Here is an 18,818-nt window from a genome sequence, read left to right on the forward strand (position 1 = left end):
CATGGCACAGAAAACGATCCGCGTTGGCAACATCGAGCTGGCCAACGACAAGCCCATGGCCCTGTTCGGCGGCATGAACGTGCTGGAGTCCCGCGACCTGGCCATGAAAGTGTGCGAAGAATACGTACGGGTAACCGACAAACTCGGCATCCCATATGTGTTCAAGGCCAGCTTCGACAAGGCCAACCGCTCCTCGGTCAATTCATACCGTGGCCCAGGCATGGAAGAAGGGCTGAAGATTTTCGAAGAGATCAAGCGCACCTTCAACGTGCCGGTGATCACCGACGTGCACGAGCCGCACCAGGCCGCGCCGGTCGCAGAGGTGTGTGACATCATCCAGCTGCCGGCCTTCCTGTCGCGGCAGACCGACCTGGTGGTCGCGATGGCAAAAACCAATGCCGTCATCAACATCAAGAAGGCGCAGTTCCTCGCGCCGCATGAAATGAAACACATCCTGACCAAGTGTGAGGAAGCCGGTAACGACCAGTTGGTGCTGTGCGAGCGTGGCTCGAGCTTCGGGTACAACAACCTGGTAGTCGACATGCTGGGCTTCGGCATCATGAAACAATTCGAGTACCCGGTGTTCTTCGACGTGACCCACGCCCTGCAGAATCCGGGTGGCCGCGCCGACTCGGCCGGTGGCCGCCGCGCCCAGGTCACCGACCTGGCCAAGGCTGGTATCAGCCAGGGCCTGGCCGGGCTGTTCCTCGAGGCGCATCCCGACCCGGACAACGCCCGCTGCGACGGCCCCTGTGCCTTGCGGCTGGACAAGCTGGAGCCGTTCCTGAGCCAACTCAAGGCACTCGATGAACTGGTGAAGAGTTTTCCGATCATAGAGACCGCCTGATCGCGGTTTCGCCGGTCAGCAACGCCTTTCAACGCCCCGCACTGATGACAGGAGTCGCGGGGCGTGTTCCATCCCTCAGCTGCGTCGTTCTCGTCCAATCTGGAGTGTTTACAACAATGGCAAAAATCGTCGACATCAAAGGTCGTGAGGTTCTGGACTCCCGTGGTAACCCGACCGTAGAAGCTGACGTGCTTCTGGACAACGGCATTATCGGTCGCGCCTGCGCGCCGTCCGGCGCATCCACCGGTTCACGCGAAGCATTGGAGCTGCGTGATGGCGACAAGAGCCGTTACCTGGGCAAGGGCGTACTCAAGGCCGTGGCCAACATCAACGGCCCGATCCGCGAGGCGCTGCTGGGCAAGGACCCGGCTGACCAGAAAGCCCTCGACCACACCATGATCGAGCTCGACGGTACCGAGAACAAGGCCAACCTGGGCGCCAACGCTATCCTCGCGGTGTCCCTGGCTGCCGCCAAGGCTGCGGCCGAGGACCTGGACCTGCCGCTGTACGCACACATCGCCAACCTCAACGGCACCCCGGGTGTTTACTCCATGCCTGTGCCGATGATGAACATCATCAACGGCGGCGAGCATGCCGATAACAACGTCGACATCCAGGAATTCATGGTGCAGCCGGTTGGCGCGAAAACCTTCGCCGATGGCCTGCGCATGGGCGCTGAAATCTTCCACAGCCTCAAGGCGGTACTCAAGGCTCGCGGTCTCAGCACTTCCGTAGGTGATGAAGGTGGCTTCGCACCTGACCTCACCTCCAACGAAGACGCGCTGAAAGCCATTGCCGAAGCCGTTGAAAAAGCTGGCTACACCTTGGGCACCGATGTAACCCTGGCCCTGGACTGCGCGGCCAGCGAGTTCTACGAAGACGGCAAGTACAACCTCTCCGGCGAAGGCCACAGCTTTGACGCCGAAGGCTTTGCCGAATACCTGAAGGGCCTGACCGAGCGCTACCCGATCATTTCGATCGAAGACGGCCTGGACGAGTCCGACTGGGCAGGCTGGAAAATCCTGACCGACAAGATCGGCGAGAAGGTGCAGCTGGTCGGTGACGACCTGTTCGTGACCAACACCAAGATCCTGAAAGAAGGCATCGACAAGAAAATCGGTAACTCCATCCTGATCAAGTTCAACCAGATCGGCAGCCTGACCGAAACGCTCGAAGCCATCCAGATGGCCAAGGCCGCCGGCTACACCGCGGTCATTTCGCACCGCTCGGGCGAAACCGAAGATTCGACCATCGCCGACCTGGCCGTAGGCACTGCCGCTGGTCAGATCAAAACCGGCTCGCTGTGCCGTTCGGACCGCGTGTCCAAGTACAACCAACTGCTGCGTATCGAAGAGCAATTGGGTGAGCGCGCACCGTACAAAGGTCGCGCCGAGTTTCGCGGTTGATCAGGAAGTGGTAAAAAGGCGGCGGGCAGGGTAATACTCGGCCCTGTCGCCTTGATGGCTTCCGGCGATACGGACTGCATAGGGCCTGGCGGATGCCAGGCTTTGTGCTATCTGGACCGACTTTTCACTGGATTCTTCGATGCGCAGTCCCTATTGGTTGTTTCTGGTACTCATTCTGTTGCTGGCTGGCTTGCAGCATCGGCTATGGGTGGGCACGGGCAGTTTTGCCCAGGCCGCTGACCTGAGGCAGCAGATCGCCGATCAAAAAACCGAAAACGAGCGCCTGTTCGAACGCAACCGCGTGCTGGACGCCGAAGTGCTCGAGCTCAAAAAAGGCATGGAAACTGTCGAAGAGCGTGCCCGCCATGAGCTGGGCATGGTCAAGGATGGCGAAACCCTCTACCAGATTACCCAATGACCCCGCCTGTCTCTTTCTGGGTGGTCATCCCTGCCGCCGGCGTTGGCTCGCGCATGGGAGCCGACCGCCCCAAGCAATACCTGTCATTCGCTGGCAAAACCTTGCTCGAACATACCTTGGACTGCTTCCTTGGCCACCCGGAGCTACGCGGGATGGTGGTAAGCCTGGCGGTGGACGACGCCTGGTGGCCGCACCTCGGCTGCGCCGCAAACCCCGCTGTCCACCGCGCTGCGGGCGGGCGTGAGCGCTGCGACTCAGTGTTCAATGCCTTGCTCAAGCTCAATGAGCTGGGCGCTGGCAGCCGTGACTGGGTGCTGGTTCACGACGCTGCCCGGCCTAACCTGGCGGCCACTGACCTGGAGCGCCTGCTGGCCGAGCTGGCCCACGACGACGTGGGTGGCTTGCTGGCTGTGCCTGCCAAGGACACCCTCAAACGCGCGGGCGCTGACGGCAGGGTCGCTGATACCCTCGACCGAAGCGTGATCTGGCATGCCTTCACACCGCAGATGTTCCGCCTTGGGCCTCTGCAGCGGGCACTGGCCGATGCGCTGGTGGCCGGCGTTGCCGTGACCGACGAAGCGTCTGCCATGGAATGGGCGGGCCATGCCCCGCGCTTGATTGAAGGCCGGGCCGACAACATCAAGGTCACCCGCCCCGAAGACCTGGCCTGGCTGCGCCGCTAGCCCTGATCTGTGGGGCCAAGCGTAGCCCGGGAATATTCCTCTCGCCCCGCCAACCCCTCCCGCAAATGCTCGATCAACCCGCGCACTTTGGGCGAAAGGTGACGCTGCTGGGGGTAGAGTGCCCACACGGCGGTATTGGGCGGCTGGTTGGCTTCGAGCAACGACACCAGTGCACCGCTGCGCAGGTGCTCCAGCACGTAATAGTCCGGCAGCTGACACAAGCCCATACCCTTGAGCGCGGCATCGAGCACAGCCTGGCCGCTGTTGCAGCGCCAGGTGCCCTGCACCCGTACAACGGCCTCGCGGTTGTGTTCTTGCATCAGCCACTGATCGCTGCTGCCGATCAGGCAGTTATGCCGGGACAGCTCGGACAGGCTGTGGGGCCGCCCATAACGTTCCAGATAGCCAGGCGAAGCGCAGAGGTACATGCGGCGAGGGGCGAGGCGGCTGGCCACTAACCGGGAATCCTGCAAACGGCCCAGCCGAACGGCGAGGTCCAGCCCTTCGTCCACCAGGTCCAGCGTTCGATTGGTCAGTTCGATGTCTACCTGCAACTGCGGGTAGCGGGCCTGGTAATCGGTGACCAGCGGCACGATAAAGCGCTCGCCATAGGCTACCGCGCAGGTCATGCGCAGCAGGCCTTTTGGAGCGCTGGCCAGGTCGTGCACCGCGCGCATGGCCTCTTCGCGACCGTCCTGTAGCCGACGGCAGTGCTGGAGAAACGTATGGCCGGCCTCGGTCAGGCTCACCCTCCGGGTACTGCGGTAGAACAACCGCGCTTGCAAGCGTTCTTCCAACTGGGCCACTTGCCGGCTCACATGGGACGAAGACACGCCCAATGCAACCGCTGCCGCGCTGAATTGCCCGTGCTCAGCCACCGCGACGAACTCATCCAGCCCTTCCCACCGCAAAAGACCCATGATTATCCCTGAGCAGCAATAATGTTTCCCGAATGAGCCAATTATCCACAGTCGAGGCGTAGCGTACACTTTGGTTTTACCTATGCCCCCTGGAGTTCTCATGATCAAGTCCCGTGCCGCGGTCGCCTTCGAAGCGAAGAAGCCGCTGGAGATCGTTGAAGTGGATGTGGCCATGCCCAAGGCCGGTGAAGTGCTGCTGCGCGTAGTGGCCACCGGCGTTTGCCACACTGATGCCTACACCCTGTCTGGCGCGGACCCGGAAGGCATCTTCCCAAGCATCCTGGGCCATGAAGGCGGTGCCATCGTGGAAGCGGTTGGCGAAGGCGTCACATCCGTCGCCGTGGGCGATCATGTGATCCCGCTGTATACCCCCGAATGTCGCCAGTGCAAGTTCTGCCTGTCCGGCAAGACCAACCTGTGCCAAGCGATACGCGCCACCCAAGGCAAGGGCCTGATGCCAGACGGCACTACCCGCTTCGCCTATCAGGGCAAGCCATTGTTCCACTACATGGGTACGTCCACCTTCTCCGAATACACCGTATTGCCGGAAATTTCCGTGGCGCGCATTCCCAAGGAAGCGCCGCTGGAAAAGGTATGCCTGCTGGGCTGCGGCGTAACTACCGGTATCGGCGCTGTGCTTAACACCGCCAAGGTCAAGCCAGGGGATACAGTCGCGATCTTCGGCCTGGGTGGCATCGGCCTCTCGGCCATTCTGGGCGCGGTGAAGGCCAAGGCCAGCCGCATCATTGCCATCGACATCAACCCGGCCAAGTTCGAGATTGCCCGCCAGCTCGGCGCCACAGACTGCATCAACCCGAAGGACTTCGATAAGCCGATCCAGGAAGTGGTGGTCGACATGACCGATGGCGGCGTGGACTTCTCCTTCGAATGCATCGGCAATGTGCAGCTGATGCGTGCCGCGCTCGAATGCTGTCACAAAGGTTGGGGCGAATCGGTGATCATCGGCGTGGCCGGGGCCGGGCAGGAGATCGCCACTCGGCCGTTCCAGCTGGTGACCGGGCGCGTATGGCGCGGCAGTGCTTTCGGTGGCGTGCGCGGCCGTACCGAACTGCCCAGCTATGTGGAAATGGCCGAGCAGGGCGAAATTCCGCTGGACACCTTCATCACCCATACCATGCCGTTGGAAGACATCAACAAGGCCTTCGACCTGATGCACGAAGGCAAGAGCATCCGCAGCGTGATTCATTTTTGAAGGTGGCGCCATGAGCCTTGAAAACCTCTCGTGCCAGAAAAGCTTCGGCGGCTGGCACAAGCGCTACAAACACCGCTCCAGTACCCTGGGGTGCGACATGGTATTTGCGGTATACCTGCCACCCCAGGCGGAATCGGGTAAAGCCCTGCCAGTGCTTTACTGGCTTTCCGGCCTGACCTGCACCGATGAAAACTTCATGCACAAGGCCGGCGCCCAGCGCCTGGCCGCCGAGCTGGGGCTGATCATCGTGGCGCCAGATACCAGCCCGCGCGGCCAGGATGTGCCCGGCGACCCGGACGGCGCCTGGGACTTTGGCCTGGGTGCGGGTTTTTACCTCAATGCAACCCAGCCGCCGTACGCGCAGCACTACCGCATGCATGACTACGTAGTGAGCGAACTGCCCGCGCTGATCGAAGCGAACTTCCCTGCCAGCGATGCCCGGTCTATCGCGGGCCACTCCATGGGCGGGCACGGCGCGCTGGTGTGTGCCTTGCGAAACCCCGGCAAGTACCGTTCGATCTCGGCGTTTTCGCCCATCAGCAATCCGATGGATTGCCCTTGGGGGGAGAAAGCATTCGGGCGATACCTGGGCCAGGAGCGCAACCGCTGGCGCGAATGGGACAGCAGCGTGTTGCTGGGGCAGGCGAAGGAACAATTGCCGCTGTTGGTCGACCAGGGTGATCGCGATGATTTCCTCGCAACGCAGCTGAAACCCGAAGCGTTGCAAAAAGCGGCCGACAACGCCGGTTATCCGCTCACCCTGCGGCTGCAGCCGGGTTACGACCACAGCTATTATTTCATCGCCAGCTTCATCGATGACCACCTGCGCCACCACGCCGCGGCCCTCGGGTTGGCGTGAACCGGCGGCAACGATGCCCAAGCCCGCCCCGGCAAGGTAGAATCGCGCCCTGACTTATACAGGGCGTTTTTCTATGCGTATCGGGCACGGCTATGACGTTCACCGTTTTGGTGACGGCGATTTCATCACGCTGGGCGGGGTACGTATCCCCCATACCGCCGGGCTGATTGCCCATTCCGACGGCGATGTGCTGCTGCATGCCCTCAGCGACGCGCTGTTGGGCGCGGCTGCGCTGGGCGATATCGGCAAGCATTTCCCCGACACAGACCCGCGCTTCAAGGGCGCCGACAGCCGGGCGCTGCTGCGTCATGTGGTCGAACTGGTCCAGGCAAAGGGCTGGGTGGTCGGTAACGTGGACGCCACCATCGTTGCCCAAGCGCCAAAAATGGCGCCGCATATCGAAGCCATGCGCGAGGCCATTGCGGCAGACCTTCAGGTTGCGCTCGATCAGGTGAACGTGAAGGCCACAACCACCGAGAAGCTGGGCTTCACCGGTCGCGAGGAGGGGATTGCGGTTCACGCTGTTGCCCTGTTGCTCGCCTCATGAACGAGTGGGAGCTGCTGGGCCCTCGCGCTTCAGGCGATGCCTTGGGCACCGCTGTGCTCAAGGCCACGGCCGAAGATTTCCAGGTCAACGAGGTGCTCGACATTCCCTTGGCCGGGGATGGTGAGCACTTGTGGCTGTGGGTAGAAAAGCGCGAGCTCAATACCGAAGAGGCGGCCCGGCGGCTGGCTCGCGCGGCTGGCGTGCCGGTGAAGATGATCAGCTACGCGGGCCTCAAGGACCGCCAGGCGCTCACCCGGCAATGGTTCAGCCTGCACTTGCCGGGCAAGGGTGAGCCAGACCTCACCCAGGCCGAAGACGCCAGCCTGCGTATCCTCCAGGCGACACGCCACCGCCGCAAGCTTCAGCGCGGTGCTCATTCGGCCAACGGCTTTTCCTTGCGGTTGACGTCCTTGACGGCGGACCACGCCGCTCTAGAGCAGCGACTGAATCAAATCAAACAATGCGGGGTGCCCAATTATTTTGGCAGCCAGCGTTTCGGCCATGACGGCGGTAACCTTGCGCACGCCCGGCACTATGCCGAAAACGCCCGCCTGCCTGAGCAGCGCAACGTGCGCTCGCGCATTCTTTCCGCCGCACGCAGTTACCTGTTCAACCAGATATTGGCCAAGCGGGTAGAGGAGGGCAGCTGGAACCACGCGCGGCCGGGCGACGTACTCGCGTTCACTGACAGCCGAAGCTTCTTCATTGCGGGCGAGGCTGAATGCGCCGACCCCCGGCTGGAGGCTTTGGACCTGCATCCCACTGGTGCGCTATACGGCAAGGGCATTTCCCCGGCTAGTGGCGATACGCTAGCGCTGGAACAGGCCGTTCATACCCGTGAGGCTACGTTGTGCGATTGGCTGGCCGAAGCAGGGCTGGATCACGAACGTCGCATTCTTCGACTGCCCATACGGGAGCTGTCGTGGCATTATCCCGAGCCTGACATTCTGCAACTGGATTTCATCCTGCCCACCGGATGCTTCGCCACCGTGGTGGTTCGTGAGCTGTTCGATCTGGTGCAAGCGGGGTAGACGGAAAGCCCATGCGTATCTTGATCTCCAATGACGACGGGGTCACCGCCCCAGGCATCGCCGCGCTTCATGCTGCGCTGGCGGATTTCGCCCACTGCACGGTGATTGCGCCAGACCAGGACCGCAGCGGGTGCAGCAGCGCCCTGACGATCGATCGGCCGCTGCATCCGATCACACTCGACAATGGCTTCATCAGCCTGAACGGTACCCCTGTGGACTGCGTTCACCTGGGCTTGAACGCCTTGCTGGATGAGGACCCCGACCTGGTGGTGTCCGGTATCAACCTGGGCGCAAACCTGGGTGATGACGTGATCTACTCCGGCACTGTAGCGGCTGCCCTTGAAGGGCGTTTCTCGGGGCACACGTCTTTCGCGTTTTCACTGGCGTCGCGCCAGCTCGACAACCTGCCGACCGCTGCCTGGTACGCTCGCAAACTGGTCGAAGCGCAGAATGAGTTGAAACTGCCGCCGCGCACCGTGATAAACGTCAACGTCCCCAACCTTCCGCTCGAGGCCATCCGTGGTATTCGGCTCACTCGCCTTGGGCACAGGGCACGCGCGGCACGCCCAAGCCTGGTGGTAGACCCGCGAGGAAAGCCCGGCTACTGGATCGCGGCGGCGGGAGACGCGGAAGACGGTGGTGCCGGTACTGACTTCCACGCCCTGATGCAGGGCTATGTTTCAGTAACGCCTTTGCAGCTTGACCGCACGTTCCATCCAGCCTTCGAGGCGCTTGGGGCCTGGCTGGAGGAGCTGCGCTGATGCGAGGGCAAGACGATCTGCTGCACCATGGCATTGGCATGACTTCCCAGCGTACCCGTGAACGGCTGATCCAGCGGCTGTCGGAGGAGGGCATCTGCAACCGACAGGTGCTGGATGTGCTGCGCAAGACGCCACGTCATCTGTTCGTGGACGAGGCACTCGCGCACCGCGCCTATGAAGACACCGCGCTGCCCATTGGCAACAACCAGACGATTTCCCAGCCATATATGGTTGCCCGCATGAGCGAGCTGCTGCTGGCCGCCGGGCCATTGGACAAGGTGCTGGAAATCGGCACGGGCTCCGGGTATCAGACCGCCGTCCTTGCCCAGCTGGTTGAACGGGTATTCTCGGTGGAGCGCATCAAAGGCCTTCAGGACCGCGCCAAGGAGCGCTTGCAGGCCCTGAACGTGCGTAATGTGGTGTTCCGTTGGGGCGATGGCTGGGAGGGATGGCCGGCGCTGGCGCCGTATAACGGGATTATCGTTACCGCGGTAGCCACCGACGTGCCCCAGGCCTTGCTGGACCAACTGGCGCCTGGCGGCCGCATGGTCATTCCCGTGGGCGCCGGCGAGGTACAGCAGCTGATGCTGATTATCCGCGAGGAGCATGGCTTCGCCCGCCACGTGCTGGGCGCTGTCCGCTTTGTTCCGCTGCTGACCGGCCCGCTGGCCTGAGCGGCCGGGCCGCAATATATGTTCCGGAATTCCCTCACCCATGGCCGGTCATAGAGGGGCTTGAGTTTCTTCGTCCATCTTTTTGTTTATCAACGCCTTTATGGGCATGGCCGGTTATCAGGCTCGGTTATACTGCCGGCCTTGTGAATCCATCATCCAAAGGGAGTAGCGGGTGAGTTCGACAGTTTCTGGTCAGTGTGTGAGTGTGCTGCGCGCCAAGCGCCTGCTCCCCGCGCTGGCTATCGCGGCTTTGCTGGCCGGTTGTTCGAGCACGCCGAGCAGTGGCGTGCGAGTGGTCGACCGTGCGGCAGCCACACCCCAGCGCCCTCAGACAACCACGGGTCAGTATGTGGTCAAGCGTGGCGACACCTTGTACTCCATCGCATTCCGCTACGGCTGGGACTACAAGGCCCTCGGCGCACGCAATAATATCCCGGCCCCCTATACCATTCGTCCGGGCCAGGTGCTGCGCTTCGATGGCCAGGCCGGTAGCCCAGCGGTGGCAAGCGCGCCTGCCCCCACCGTCGTGACCCGAAGCAGCTCCACGTCATCCTCCAGCACAACCACAATCATACGACGTCCGGTTGTGGCACCCGCAGCGGTTACACCGGGTGTTTCGAGTCCCGAAAGCGCCGCTGTCACCCCGCCCGTGAGCACGCCAGTGCCTGCTGGCGAAGTAGTGGCGGGGGGTTGGACCTGGCCGGCGAATGGCGTTTTGATAGGCAAATTCGCTTCAAACGGTAGTTTGAATAAAGGAATTGATATCGCAGGGGATTTGGGACAGCCTGTTTTCGCTGCGTCTGATGGATCCGTGGTGTACGCCGGAAGTGGATTACGGGGCTACGGCGAGTTGGTGATCATCAAACACAGTGACACCTACGTGAGTGCTTACGGTCATAACCGTAGGCTACTGGTTCGGGAGGGGCAGCAAGTCAAGGCCGGGCAGACGATTGCCGAAATGGGCTCCACGGGTACCGACCGGGTGAAACTTCACTTCGAAATTCGCCGTCAGGGCAAGCCGGTAGATCCCATGCAGTTTCTGCCACGACGTTGAACAACGCTGCAGCCTGTCACTGACCACGTAGTGGGGACAGGCTCCTGCGCAGCCATGGAAACCAGGCGCGCTTGGGCTTGAGGTCGAACTCGCAAAGGGACTATAACAATGGCTCTTAACAGAGAAGCGCCGGAGTTTGACATCGACGATGAGGTGCTTTTGGTAGAAACCGGCATCGTCCTTGATTCGGCGGTCGATGAGGACGCCCCGCTGGCAGCGGTACGCTCCAAGGCCAGGCAATCTTCTGCGCTCAAACAGCACAAGTACATCGATTACACCCGTGCGCTTGATGCCACTCAGCTTTATCTGAACGAAATCGGCTTTTCCCCGCTGCTCTCCCCCGAGGAAGAAGTTCACTTCGCGCGCTTGTCCCAGAAGGGCGATCCCGCCGGCCGCAAGCGGATGATCGAGAGCAACCTGCGCCTGGTGGTGAAGATCGCCCGGCGTTATGTGAATCGCGGCCTGTCGCTGCTCGACCTTATCGAGGAAGGCAACCTGGGGCTTATCCGGGCTGTCGAGAAGTTCGACCCCGAGCGTGGGTTCCGCTTTTCCACTTACGCCACCTGGTGGATTCGGCAAACCATCGAACGCGCGATCATGAATCAGACCCGCACGATTCGCTTGCCCATTCACGTGGTCAAGGAGCTCAACGTATACCTCCGGGCGGCCCGCGAGCTCACCCAGAAGCTCGATCATGAGCCGTCGCCTGAAGAGATAGCCGCCCTGCTCGAGAAGCCTGTGTGCGAGGTGAAGCGCATGCTGGGGTTGAACGAGCGAGTGTCGTCGGTCGATGTTTCCCTTGGGCCGGATTCCGACAAGACATTACTCGATACCCTGACCGACGATCGACCCACCGATCCTTGCGAACTGCTTCAAGACGATGACCTGTCACAGAGTATCGATCAGTGGCTGTCCGAACTGACCGACAAGCAACGTGAAGTGGTTGTGCGCCGCTTCGGCCTGCGTGGCCATGAAAGCAGCACGCTGGAAGACGTAGGGTTGGAGATCGGGCTCACCCGTGAGCGCGTGCGGCAGATCCAGGTGGAGGGCCTCAAGCGTTTGCGCGAAATTCTCGAACGCAATGGCCTGTCGAGCGAATCACTGTTCCAGTGATTCCCATTCGATCGAGAAAAGCCCCGCCCATGCGGGGCTTTTCTTTGACCGCATTTCTTGAGCCTTGGATTTCTCAATAAAGCGTAGGAAAAAGCTTACGCATTGCGTGAGAAAACAGCGCTTGGCTGTGTGAAAAAATTCCTTGGCGTGCCAAGAAAAAGTCTAAGACACTGAATTATCAATGTTTTTTGGTTGTAATAGCTTGGAAACGACTTTTCTTGCAAAAACCCTTGGGTTGTTCGCCGCTCCGAAAAGCCTATTATTTGAACTGTGTCCACGGACAGACACAGGCTTCCACGGAAGGTTGCCAGGACATCGCATGATGCGATTCATCAGGATGATGAAAAGGAAATACAGGGACCAGGGAAGACAATACGGGGGGGCCTAGACCCCCCTTTTTTATTGCGCGGAAAAAAGCGGGCCGGCAGTCAGGCCACGCCTCTCAGCGCTCCAGATCCTTGATCTTCCCTTTCAAGCCATCGAACTCTTCCGCTTCCGGCAGGGCGTCCTTGCGCTCGGTGATGTTCGGCCACACTTCCGCCAGCTCGGCGTTCAATGCAATGAATTCCTGCATGTCATCCGGGACCTCGTCTTCGGAGAAGATCGCCTGTGCCGGGCATTCAGGCTCACAGAGCGCACAGTCGATGCATTCATCGGGATGAATGACCAGGAAGTTCGGGCCTTCGTAAAAGCAGTCCACCGGACACACTTCTACGCAGTCGGTGTACTTGCACTTGATGCAGTTGTCGGTGACGACGAAGGTCATTTCAAATTCTCTCCTCAGGCGGCTGTCGCGGGCCCCACGGAAAGGGCCCGGCAGGTTCGGGGCTGGCCTGGTGTTCCAGGCTGATGGTCACAGGTGTGCCTCGCGGACCCTGCGGGACCTTATAGGCCCCAGTCTCTAGGGTGGACTTCCCAAACCGCGCGGGATTCTATCAGCTTGCGGGCCTTGGCGTTAGACCCGCTGTTTCAATGTGTAGAGCAGTTCGAGCGCTGCGCGTGGCGTCATGTTATCCAGGTCGGCCTTGGCCAGATCGTCCAGCACCGGGTGAGGCAGCTGTGCAAAGAGGTCGCTCTGGTGCGGCACCTGCGGCTTGCCCGGTCGAACGGGGTTCACTTCGCGGGGCAAGCTGGCGGTTTCAAGGCGGCCCAGGTGCTCTTTCGCCCGCTCGATGACCGGCCCCGGCACGCCTGCCAGCTGCGCCACGGCCAGGCCATAGCTTTGGCTCGCCGGCCCCGGCAGCACATGGTGAAGGAACACGATGCGCTCGTTGTGCTCGGTAGCGTTCAAGTGAACGTTCGCGACCACTGGCTCGCTCTCCGGCAATACAGTGAGCTCGAAGTAATGCGTCGCGAACAGCGTGAAGGCCTTGAGGTGTGCCAGCCGTTCGGCTGCGGCCCACGCCAGAGAAAGCCCGTCGAACGTGCTGGTGCCCCGACCTACTTCGTCCATCAACACCAGGCTTGCGTGGGTGGCATTATGAAGAATGTTCGCGGTTTCGCTCATTTCCACCATGAAGGTGGACCGCCCGCCGGCCAGGTCATCGCTGGACCCGATGCGGGTGAAAATGCGGTCCACCAGGGACAGTTCACAGCGGGCGGCGGGTACGAATGCGCCGATATGGGCCAGCAGTACGATCAGCGCGGTCTGGCGCATGTAGGTCGACTTGCCGCCCATGTTTGGCCCGGTGATCACCAGCATGCGCGTCTGGTCGTTCAGGCTCAGGTCGTTGGCCACGAACGGCGTGGTAAGCACCTGCTCTACCACGGGGTGTCGCCCTTGCTCGATCCGGATAGAGGGCTCGTCCACGAAAGCGGGGCAGTTCAGGTCCAGGGTCAGCGCGCGCTCGGCCAGGTTGCTCAACACATCCAGCTCGGCGAGCGCGGCGGCGGTGTCCTGCAGCGGCGCAAGGTGGCCGATGAGCGTTTCGAGCAACGCCTCATAGAGCATTTTTTCCCGCGCCAAGGCACGGGTTTTCGCTGACAGGGCCTTGTCTTCGAATGCCTTGAGTTCCGGGGTAATGAAGCGCTCGGCGCCTTTGAGCGTTTGCCGCCGGATGTAATCGCCAGGCGCCTGCTCGGCCTGCTTGCTGGGCAGCTCGATGAAATAGCCGTGCACGCGGTTGTAGCCGACTTTGAGGTTGGCAAGGCCGGTGCGGGCCTTTTCACGGGCTTCGAGGTCGATAAGGAACTGCCCGGCGTTTTCGCTCAGCGACAGCAGTTCGTCGAGCTCGGCGTCATAGCCGACCTTCAGTACACCGCCGTCGCGAATGACCGCGGGAGGTGTATCAATGATCGCCCGCTCCAGCAGCGAAGCCAGCTCTGGATAAGTACCGGCGATGGCCGCCAGTTGAGCGAGATGCGGGGCTTCGAGATCGGCCAGTTGATTCTGTAGTTCAGGGAGTGCCGCCAAGGCATCCCGCAGGCGTGCCAGGTCGCGGGGGCGCGCATTGCGCAGGCCGATACGGGCAAGAATCCGCTCCAGGTCTCCGATAGCCTTCAGCTGGGGCTGCAGCCCTTCGAAGCGATAGCCTTCCAGCAGGCACCGGATTGACGCCTGACGGGCGTTGAGAATCTTCAGATCACGCAGCGGGCGGTTGAGCCAACGGGCCAGCAGGCGGCTGCCCATGGCGGTCTGGCAACGGTCCAGCACGGATTGCAAGGTGTTGTCGCGCCCACCACTGAGGTTCACGTCCAGCTCAAGGTTGCGCCGGGTTGCCGCGTCCAGCACCACGGTGTCGTCCAATCGCTCGTGGCGCAGGCTGCGCAGATGGGGCAGAGCGGTGCGCTGGGTTTCCCGGGCGTAAGCCAGCAGGCAACCGGCGGCACTGATCGCGAGGGTCAGCTGTTCGCAGCCGAAGCCTTTAAGGTCCTGCGTGCCGAACTGCTGACACAACAGCTTGCGCGCGGTATCGCGTTCGAATTCCCAGGGGGCCCGGCGGCGCGAGCCTCGGCGTTTTTCGGCTGGCAAGCCCTGCGGCCAGTCGTCCGGAATCAACAGCTCTACCGGGTTGATGCGCTCGAGTTCGGCGAGCAGGTGCTCCCAACCCTTGAGCTCTTGCACGATGAACTGCCCGCTGGTGATGTCCAGCACCGCCAGGCCAAACAGCCGCTCATCCCCGACCAGCGCCGCGATCAGGTTGTCACGGCGCTCATCGAGCAGGGCTTCATCGCTTACCGTCCCTGGAGTGATGATGCGCACGACCTGGCGTTCCACCGGGCCTTTGCTGGTGGCCGGGTCGCCGATCTGTTCGCAGATCACCACCGATTCGCCCAACTTCACCAGCTTGGCCAGGTACCCTTCGGCAGCGTGATAAGGGATGCCACACATGGGGATGGACTGCCCAGCCGACTGGCCCCGGGCGGTGAGGGTGATATCCAGCAGCTTGGCGGCTTTCTTAGCGTCTTCGTAGAAGATCTCGTAGAAATCACCCATGCGGTAGAACATGAGCTGGTCTGGATGCTGATTTTTCAGCTTCCAGTATTGCTGCATCATCGGGGTGTGATTGGACAGATCAGACATTCAGGGGCTTGGCTCGGCTGTCGTGTAACAGAGGACGAAAGCCGACAATGGTACAGGGATTTTCCGTGCTGCCAAACGTGCTGCGCCTGCGGTTGAACAGTGATTCATCGTTCAAGTGCATGTGATCGTGGCAGAACGAGTGGCCTGAAATCCCTCGTTGCCTATGGGCGATGGACAGCAGGGCGGTTCCGTCGGAAAGTCTACCCCCAGGGCCGGACGTTGCACGGCTGATCAAACCAGATGAACAAGGAGCTTCCATGGATGACATCACTCATCTTGCCACTGCCTTGGGTAGCCGGCTGCAAGCGTTGGGCGCGACCGTGACAACGGCAGAGTCCTGTACCGGTGGCGGCATTGCCGAAGCGATCACCCGCGTCGCCGGTAGCTCTGCCTGGTTCGAAGCAGGCTACGTGACCTACTCCAATCGTCAGAAGCATTTGCAACTTCAGGTGCCTGAGCCGTTGTTCGCCGAAGTGGGTGCCGTGAGCGAGGAGGTTGTGGTGGCCATGGCCCTCGGCGCGGCGCGCCAGGCCCAAGCGCGGTTTTCCGTGGCGGTAAGCGGCGTGGCAGGGCCTGGAGGCGGCTCGGCGGACAAGCCGGTGGGCACCGTATGGCTGGCGTGGGCGGATGGCGATCGCACCTTTACCGAACGCAAGCAGTTCGATGGTGATCGACATAGTGTGAGGCAGCAAACGGTGGTCGCCGCGCTGCAGGGGCTGGTGGCATTGGCCGCTGGAGAAAAACCCGGGCAGGGGTAGGCGATCCGCCGAAGGTGTGGAATAATACTGTCTACTTATACAGTTATTGGCCCGCTCAGGTCGCGCACCGCGCGCTGTCGGCCCTATCGAAATCGAAATCGTGAGGACATCAATGGACGACAACAAGAAGCGTGCCTTGGCTGCGGCCCTGGGTCAAATCGAGCGTCAATTCGGTAAGGGTGCTGTCATGCGCATGGGTGACCATGAGCGTTCGGCCATTCCTGCCATCTCGACCGGCTCGCTGGGGCTCGACATCGCGCTGGGCATCGGCGGTCTGCCAAAAGGCCGTATCGTTGAAATCTATGGCCCGGAATCCTCGGGTAAAACCACGCTTACCCTGTCTGTGATCGCCCAGGCTCAACGCAGCGGGGCAACCTGTGCCTTCGTTGACGCCGAGCACGCACTGGACCCAGAGTACGCCGGCAAGCTGGGCGTGAATGTCGATGACCTGCTGGTTTCCCAGCCGGACACCGGCGAGCAGGCGCTGGAAATCACCGACATGCTGGTGCGCTCCAACGCGGTGGACGTGATCATCGTCGACTCCGTGGCGGCACTGGTGCCGAAGGCCGAGATCGAAGGCGAAATGGGCGACATGCACGTGGGCCTTCAAGCCCGCTTGATGTCCCAGGCCCTGCGCAAAATCACTGGTAACATCAAGACCGCCAACTGCCTGGTGATCTTCATCAACCAGATCCGCATGAAAATCGGTGTGATGTTCGGTAGCCCGGAAACCACCACCGGCGGTAACGCGCTCAAGTTCTATGCCTCGGTTCGCCTGGATATCCGTCGTACCGGTTCGGTGAAGGAAGGCGATGACATCGTGGGTAGCGAAACCCGGGTGAAAGTCGTCAAGAACAAGGTTTCGCCTCCGTTCCGTCAAGCCGAATTCCAGATCCTTTATGGCAAGGGTATTTACCTGAACGGCGAGATCATCGACCTCGGCGTGGCCAATGGCTTCGTCGACAAATCCGGTGCCTGGTACGCCTACCAGGGAAACAAGATCGGCCAAGGCAAGGCTAACGCCGCCAAGTATCTGGAAGAGAACCCAGAGGTCAAGGCCGCGCTGGAGAAGCAGATCCGTGACAAGTTGCTCAATAGCGGTGCAGCCGCAGATGCCAAGGACGCGAAAGACGCCAAGGATGTGAAAAAAGGCGCACTGGCCCCTGACGAAGTCGTAGACGCCGACAGCGATCTGTAATTGAACGTTTATCTTCGCCTGGTCAACGGTCGGCATTCTTCATGCCGGCCGTAATACTTGATACTCCTGTCGCTGTTCGTCGCGCCGCAATGGATTTACTGGCCAGGCGGGAGCACGGGCGAGTCGAGCTGGAGCGCAAGCTCCGCCAGCGGGGCGCGCCTCCCGAGCTGATCGCGTCAGAGCTGGACCGCTTGGCCGAGGAAGGGCTGCTGTCTGAAGCCCGGTATCTGGAAAGCTTTATCAGCTACCGGGCACGTTCGGGCTATGGACCGGCGCGTATTCGCGAAGACCTGACCCAGCGAGGGTTGCAGCGGGCTGATGTAGACCAGGCATTGCGTGTTTGCGGGATGGACTGGGGGGCACTGCTGCGCGACGTGTGGGAACGCAAGTTTGCTGCACAGTTGCCAACCGACCCAAAGGAACGCGCCCGTCAGACCCGCTTTTTGCTCTACCGGGGTTACTCGATGGACATGGTCGGGCGGCTGCTTAGCGGAAGGGATTAGCCCTTCCGTACCTGCCCGTCGATTCTGCTCTACGGCATTCGCGGGCTGTGTCCGCGTCCCCACAGGATCTACAGGTTCTTGAGGCTGTTGTAGGAGCAAGCGAAGCCGCAGGCGGAGCTTGCGAATATGGGCAGAAAACAGCTCAAGGCAGTTGCTTCCCACAGGGTTGGAGAGCTCCTAATCTTTCGGCGGTCCAACCCAATGCTCGGGCTGGTTGATGAAGTCCACCAGTTCCCGCAAACGCCCCTGGTTTCTCCCTGTAAACGCGAAGGTCAGCCGTGCCAGGTGAGCCAGTTCCGGCTCGTCTGCGCTTTCATGTGCGACAGTGTGTTGCTCGAACGTGCCGCCCAGCTTCAGGTCTGGGAAGGCTTCCTCCATTTTTGCCAGTGCAGCACTGCTTAGCGGGTGGCGCATGCGTACGATGAAGGTGGTGCCCAGCCAGCGAGTGGAGTGGAAGTTGGCGTAGAACCGACGTATTTCATCCACCGCGTCCTCAGGGTTGTAAACCAGCCGCATCAGCTTCAGGTCACTGGGCAGAATGTAGTGATTAGCCTCCAGCTCTTCTTTCATGAAGCGCAGGGCACCCTGCCAGAAGGTGCCGCCCGGTGCGTCCAGCAATACCACGGGCACCAATGGGCTTTTGCCGGTTTGTACCAGCGTGAGCACTTCCAGCGCCTCGTCCAGCGTGCCGAAACCGCCAGGGCAGAGCACGATCGCATCGGCTTCCTTCACAAAGAACAGCTTGCGCACGAAAAAGAAATGAAACGACAAAAGGCGATCCGAGCCCTCGATCGTCGCGTTGGCGTGCTGCTCGAAAGGCAGCGTGATATTGAAGCCCAGGCTATGGTCCCGCCCGGCGCCTTCATGGGCGGCTGCCATGATGCCGCCGCCACCACCGGTGATAACCATCAGGTCTTCGCAGGCCAATGCTTCGCCCAGCGCGCGGGTGAGGGCGTAAACAGGATGCTCCCTGGGGGTGCGCGCCGAGCCGAACACGGTGACCTTGCGCCTACCTTTATGGGTATGCAGGGCGCGAAACGCGTGGTCCAGCTCCCGAAGGGTCTGCAGGGTGATCTTGGCATCCCAGCGGTTGCGGTCTTCCTGCGCCATGCGTAACACGGTAAGCAGCATATCGCGGTACAGCGGCAGGTTGCGGCTATTCGGAGCCAGCTGCGAGAGCTGCGCTTCCACCTGTTCAAGCAGGTCGCGGCCATGCACGGCGAAATGCTCGGTCAGGTTCTGGTTAGGGTGATAAGGCATGCAACCTCTCCGTCACAGCAGGCGGCGCGGCTGCAATGCCCGCGCCGGCC

General features: G+C 61.3%; 19 protein-coding genes. 15 read left to right on the forward strand and 4 right to left on the reverse strand.

All coding sequences use genetic code 11. The features are described from left to right. Position 1: 1 nt before the first annotated feature. The 4 genes from kdsA (at position 2) to ispD (ending at position 3,354) form a co-directional block, all read left to right on the forward strand. Positions 2–847, forward strand: coding sequence for a 3-deoxy-8-phosphooctulonate synthase (gene kdsA, locus G7016_RS18595; protein ID WP_181117207.1), 846 nt, complete (start codon positions 2–4; stop codon positions 845–847). Between the two features lie 116 nt (positions 848–963). Then, positions 964–2,253 carry a phosphopyruvate hydratase gene (gene eno / locus G7016_RS18600; RefSeq protein WP_181117208.1) on the forward strand — a complete coding sequence of 430 codons (1,290 nt, stop codon included), beginning with the start codon at positions 964–966 and terminating at the stop codon, positions 2,251–2,253. Between the two features lie 139 nt (positions 2,254–2,392). Next, on the forward strand, positions 2,393–2,671 hold the full coding sequence (gene ftsB, locus G7016_RS18605) for a cell division protein FtsB (RefSeq protein WP_181117209.1): 279 nt from the start codon (positions 2,393–2,395) through the stop codon (positions 2,669–2,671). Further along, a complete protein-coding gene (gene ispD / locus G7016_RS18610; RefSeq protein WP_181117210.1) occupies positions 2,668–3,354 on the forward strand; it encodes a 2-C-methyl-D-erythritol 4-phosphate cytidylyltransferase in 687 nt (228 codons plus the stop codon). The genes ftsB and ispD overlap by 4 nt, the downstream gene beginning before the upstream one ends. Here the strand turns inward: ispD and G7016_RS18615 are convergent. Next, the gene (locus G7016_RS18615; protein ID WP_181117211.1) at positions 3,351–4,274 is read right to left on the reverse strand and encodes a LysR substrate-binding domain-containing protein; all 924 of its coding nucleotides are present in this window, start codon (positions 4,272–4,274) and stop codon (positions 3,351–3,353) included. The two genes, ispD and G7016_RS18615, sit on opposite strands and share 4 nt — an antisense overlap. Positions 4,275–4,374: 100 nt before the next feature. Here G7016_RS18615 and G7016_RS18620 point away from each other — a divergent pair, with 100 nt between their 5' ends. The 8 genes from G7016_RS18620 to rpoS all read left to right on the forward strand — a co-directional run bounded on the left by G7016_RS18620 (position 4,375) and on the right by rpoS (position 11,526). After that, positions 4,375–5,487, forward strand: a complete 1,113-nt coding sequence (locus G7016_RS18620) for an S-(hydroxymethyl)glutathione dehydrogenase/class III alcohol dehydrogenase (RefSeq protein WP_181117212.1) — start codon at positions 4,375–4,377, stop codon at positions 5,485–5,487. Between the two features lie 10 nt (positions 5,488–5,497). Beyond that, positions 5,498–6,346, forward strand: a complete 849-nt coding sequence (fghA, locus tag G7016_RS18625) for an S-formylglutathione hydrolase (protein WP_181117213.1) — start codon at positions 5,498–5,500, stop codon at positions 6,344–6,346. Between the two features lie 73 nt (positions 6,347–6,419). Further along, complete coding sequence (ispF, locus tag G7016_RS18630; protein ID WP_181117214.1) at positions 6,420–6,893, forward strand: 2-C-methyl-D-erythritol 2,4-cyclodiphosphate synthase; 474 nt, start codon at positions 6,420–6,422, stop codon at positions 6,891–6,893. Further along, the gene (gene truD / locus G7016_RS18635) at positions 6,890–7,924 is read left to right on the forward strand and encodes a tRNA pseudouridine(13) synthase TruD (RefSeq protein ID WP_181117215.1); all 1,035 of its coding nucleotides are present in this window, start codon (positions 6,890–6,892) and stop codon (positions 7,922–7,924) included. Before ispF ends, truD begins: the two co-directional genes overlap by 4 nt. Positions 7,925–7,935: 11 nt before the next feature. After that, on the forward strand, positions 7,936–8,685 hold the full coding sequence (gene surE, locus G7016_RS18640) for a 5'/3'-nucleotidase SurE (RefSeq protein WP_181117216.1): 750 nt from the start codon (positions 7,936–7,938) through the stop codon (positions 8,683–8,685). A 38-nt stretch (positions 8,686–8,723) separates the two neighbouring features. Beyond that, the gene (locus G7016_RS18645; protein ID WP_181117385.1) at positions 8,724–9,359 is read left to right on the forward strand and encodes a protein-L-isoaspartate(D-aspartate) O-methyltransferase; all 636 of its coding nucleotides are present in this window, start codon (positions 8,724–8,726) and stop codon (positions 9,357–9,359) included. 172 nt (positions 9,360–9,531) lie between these two features. Further along, positions 9,532–10,413: a peptidoglycan DD-metalloendopeptidase family protein gene (locus G7016_RS18650; protein WP_181117217.1), complete on the forward strand. Its 882-nt coding sequence runs from the start codon at positions 9,532–9,534 to the stop codon at positions 10,411–10,413. Positions 10,414–10,521: 108 nt separating this feature from the next. Continuing rightward, positions 10,522–11,526 (forward strand): RNA polymerase sigma factor RpoS, encoded by a 1,005-nt coding sequence (rpoS, locus tag G7016_RS18655; protein WP_181117218.1) that lies wholly within the window; start codon positions 10,522–10,524, stop codon positions 11,524–11,526. Between the two features lie 442 nt (positions 11,527–11,968). On the opposite strand, the gene fdxA is transcribed toward rpoS, so the two are convergent. Both fdxA and mutS read right to left on the reverse strand, forming a co-directional pair. Next, positions 11,969–12,292, reverse strand: coding sequence for a ferredoxin FdxA (gene fdxA / locus G7016_RS18660; RefSeq protein WP_181117219.1), 324 nt, complete (start codon positions 12,290–12,292; stop codon positions 11,969–11,971). A gap of 189 nt (positions 12,293–12,481) precedes the next feature. Further along, positions 12,482–15,049: a DNA mismatch repair protein MutS gene (gene mutS / locus G7016_RS18665; protein WP_181117220.1), complete on the reverse strand. Its 2,568-nt coding sequence runs from the start codon at positions 15,047–15,049 to the stop codon at positions 12,482–12,484. A gap of 257 nt (positions 15,050–15,306) precedes the next feature. Here mutS and G7016_RS18670 point away from each other — a divergent pair, with 257 nt between their 5' ends. From G7016_RS18670 to recX, 3 genes are all read left to right on the forward strand, one after another. Beyond that, positions 15,307–15,807, forward strand: coding sequence for a CinA family protein (locus G7016_RS18670; protein WP_181117221.1), 501 nt, complete (start codon positions 15,307–15,309; stop codon positions 15,805–15,807). 112 nt (positions 15,808–15,919) lie between these two features. Continuing rightward, positions 15,920–17,005: a recombinase RecA gene (gene recA / locus G7016_RS18675; protein WP_181117222.1), complete on the forward strand. Its 1,086-nt coding sequence runs from the start codon at positions 15,920–15,922 to the stop codon at positions 17,003–17,005. A 41-nt stretch (positions 17,006–17,046) separates the two neighbouring features. Continuing rightward, entirely contained in the window at positions 17,047–17,508 is a 462-nt protein-coding gene (recX, locus tag G7016_RS18680; protein WP_181117223.1) for a recombination regulator RecX, read from the forward strand. Between the two features lie 177 nt (positions 17,509–17,685). On the opposite strand, the gene G7016_RS18685 is transcribed toward recX, so the two are convergent. Continuing rightward, positions 17,686–18,768: an LOG family protein gene (locus tag G7016_RS18685; protein WP_181117224.1), complete on the reverse strand. Its 1,083-nt coding sequence runs from the start codon at positions 18,766–18,768 to the stop codon at positions 17,686–17,688. Positions 18,769–18,818 lie beyond the last annotated feature (50 nt).

Source organism: Pseudomonas japonica (assembly GCF_013522925.1).
GTDB classification, from domain to species: domain Bacteria; phylum Pseudomonadota; class Gammaproteobacteria; order Pseudomonadales; family Pseudomonadaceae; genus Aquipseudomonas; species Aquipseudomonas japonica_A.

Coding starts and splice junctions, on each gene's coding strand:
- ispF (WP_181117214.1), top strand. CDS start 6,420: ATGCGTATCGGGCACGGCTATGACGTTCACCGTTTTGGTGACGGCGAT.
- recX (WP_181117223.1), top strand. CDS start 17,047: ATGCCGGCCGTAATACTTGATACTCCTGTCGCTGTTCGTCGCGCCGCA.
- surE (WP_181117216.1), top strand. CDS start 7,936: ATGCGTATCTTGATCTCCAATGACGACGGGGTCACCGCCCCAGGCATC.
- G7016_RS18615 (WP_181117211.1), bottom strand. CDS start 4,274: ATGGGTCTTTTGCGGTGGGAAGGGCTGGATGAGTTCGTCGCGGTGGCT.
- kdsA (WP_181117207.1), top strand. CDS start 2: ATGGCACAGAAAACGATCCGCGTTGGCAACATCGAGCTGGCCAACGAC.
- G7016_RS18620 (WP_181117212.1), top strand. CDS start 4,375: ATGATCAAGTCCCGTGCCGCGGTCGCCTTCGAAGCGAAGAAGCCGCTG.
- ispD (WP_181117210.1), top strand. CDS start 2,668: ATGACCCCGCCTGTCTCTTTCTGGGTGGTCATCCCTGCCGCCGGCGTT.
- truD (WP_181117215.1), top strand. CDS start 6,890: ATGAACGAGTGGGAGCTGCTGGGCCCTCGCGCTTCAGGCGATGCCTTG.
- recA (WP_181117222.1), top strand. CDS start 15,920: ATGGACGACAACAAGAAGCGTGCCTTGGCTGCGGCCCTGGGTCAAATC.
- ftsB (WP_181117209.1), top strand. CDS start 2,393: ATGCGCAGTCCCTATTGGTTGTTTCTGGTACTCATTCTGTTGCTGGCT.
- G7016_RS18645 (WP_181117385.1), top strand. CDS start 8,724: ATGACTTCCCAGCGTACCCGTGAACGGCTGATCCAGCGGCTGTCGGAG.
- G7016_RS18685 (WP_181117224.1), bottom strand. CDS start 18,768: ATGCCTTATCACCCTAACCAGAACCTGACCGAGCATTTCGCCGTGCAT.
- fghA (WP_181117213.1), top strand. CDS start 5,498: ATGAGCCTTGAAAACCTCTCGTGCCAGAAAAGCTTCGGCGGCTGGCAC.
- fdxA (WP_181117219.1), bottom strand. CDS start 12,292: ATGACCTTCGTCGTCACCGACAACTGCATCAAGTGCAAGTACACCGAC.
- G7016_RS18670 (WP_181117221.1), top strand. CDS start 15,307: ATGGATGACATCACTCATCTTGCCACTGCCTTGGGTAGCCGGCTGCAA.
- eno (WP_181117208.1), top strand. CDS start 964: ATGGCAAAAATCGTCGACATCAAAGGTCGTGAGGTTCTGGACTCCCGT.
- mutS (WP_181117220.1), bottom strand. CDS start 15,049: ATGTCTGATCTGTCCAATCACACCCCGATGATGCAGCAATACTGGAAG.
- rpoS (WP_181117218.1), top strand. CDS start 10,522: ATGGCTCTTAACAGAGAAGCGCCGGAGTTTGACATCGACGATGAGGTG.